This is a genomic window from Corynebacterium suicordis DSM 45110 (assembly GCF_015351405.1).
In the GTDB taxonomy this organism is placed as follows: Bacteria; Actinomycetota; Actinomycetes; order Mycobacteriales; family Mycobacteriaceae; genus Corynebacterium; species Corynebacterium suicordis.
This window is the reverse complement of the sequence record NZ_JADKMY010000012.1, coordinates 1-1,149: the sequence shown is the minus strand read 5'-3', so window position 1 is coordinate 1,149 and position 1,149 is coordinate 1. Positions and strand designations below refer to the sequence as shown.

At 61.8% G+C, this 1,149-nt stretch carries 1 protein-coding gene; it reads right to left on the bottom strand.

From position 1 onward, the window contains the following. Window positions 1–44: 44 nt before the first annotated feature. Window positions 45–1,052, bottom strand: a complete 1,008-nt coding sequence (locus IRY30_RS10250) for a serine hydrolase domain-containing protein (protein ID WP_228503492.1) — start codon at window positions 1,050–1,052, stop codon at window positions 45–47. Window positions 1,053–1,149 lie beyond the last annotated feature (97 nt).

The following is a 1,149-nucleotide window of genomic DNA, read 5'->3' as shown; positions in this document are numbered from 1 at the left end:
GAGAACGTCCTGCTGTCGTCGTGGCCTCGTACAGAGGATGTCGCTTACACCGCCGCATCCAGCATTGTCATCGCGACGGGCTCGATGTCCGCGTCGGGATACGGGCTGACCACCGAGATGAACGCCCCTCGTCGGCGCTGGCGATCCAGCACCATGTGAGCGCCGAATCCGGAGGCGTAACCGTTGTGCCACACCAGGGGTCGATCGGATCTGTCTTCAACAAACCACCCCGCCGCGACAGATTCAGTGTCATCAGTGAAGCGCACTCGGAAAGCATCCTCGTAGACACAGTCATCGGCGAGAAGGGTTGACATGACCGTGGCGAAATCATGGGCGCTTCCCCTGATCACTCCGGCCGGTCCATAGCCTTGCCCGGTCCAGGGCAGTTGGTCAGTGCCCCACACGGTGACAGCGTTGAGGTCATGCGGGAGGTTTCGCTGTGCAGGTTGCTGAGCGCGCAGGCGTGAACACCCCAGCGGTATCGTCAGCCTGTTTCGCACCAGCATCGGGTAGTCCGCCCCGTCGGCGGCCGCTAACGCGTGGCCCAATGCTGAGGCAGCGAGGTTGGAGTAGCTGAAGCGCCCGGCATGACGGACACGCGATCGGCGAAGTTGGTTCATCAGATCGGCGAGGTTCTCGGGTTGTGGATCACCACCTGTCAGTACAGCACTGAGCGCTCGGGCTGCTGACCGGATTCCCCCGCCGGTGGCAGGCAGTCCTGAGGTGTGGGTCAGACAGGACTCCAAAGTCGCTTCACCGGCAGCTGTTCCGGCCAGGGGGAGGTAGTCTTCGAGCCGGTCGTGCGGTGAGATCAGCCTGGTCTGCACCATGTCGGTGTAGATCAAGCCGTTGAGGGCTTTGCTGATTGAACCGATGTGGAACGTTTTCTGCAGGTCGCACCCGATCGTGGCGATGCGAGTGCTTGCCGGGCCGACTGTGGCGAGACAGGCGGCATAGACGGGGCGCTTGAGCGGCAAGGAGTTGAGTAGAAGGCCTGCCAGAGCGGTGTCACCGTCTGTCGTTGATGCGTTTGTGAGACAGGCGGGTTTCATACCTGTTCACCCTACCGGCGACGCGTCTCACGAGTGGACACTCTGAGGGCGCCACACAGCGATCAAGATGTCACGCCATTTAGCGGACAAAGTCACA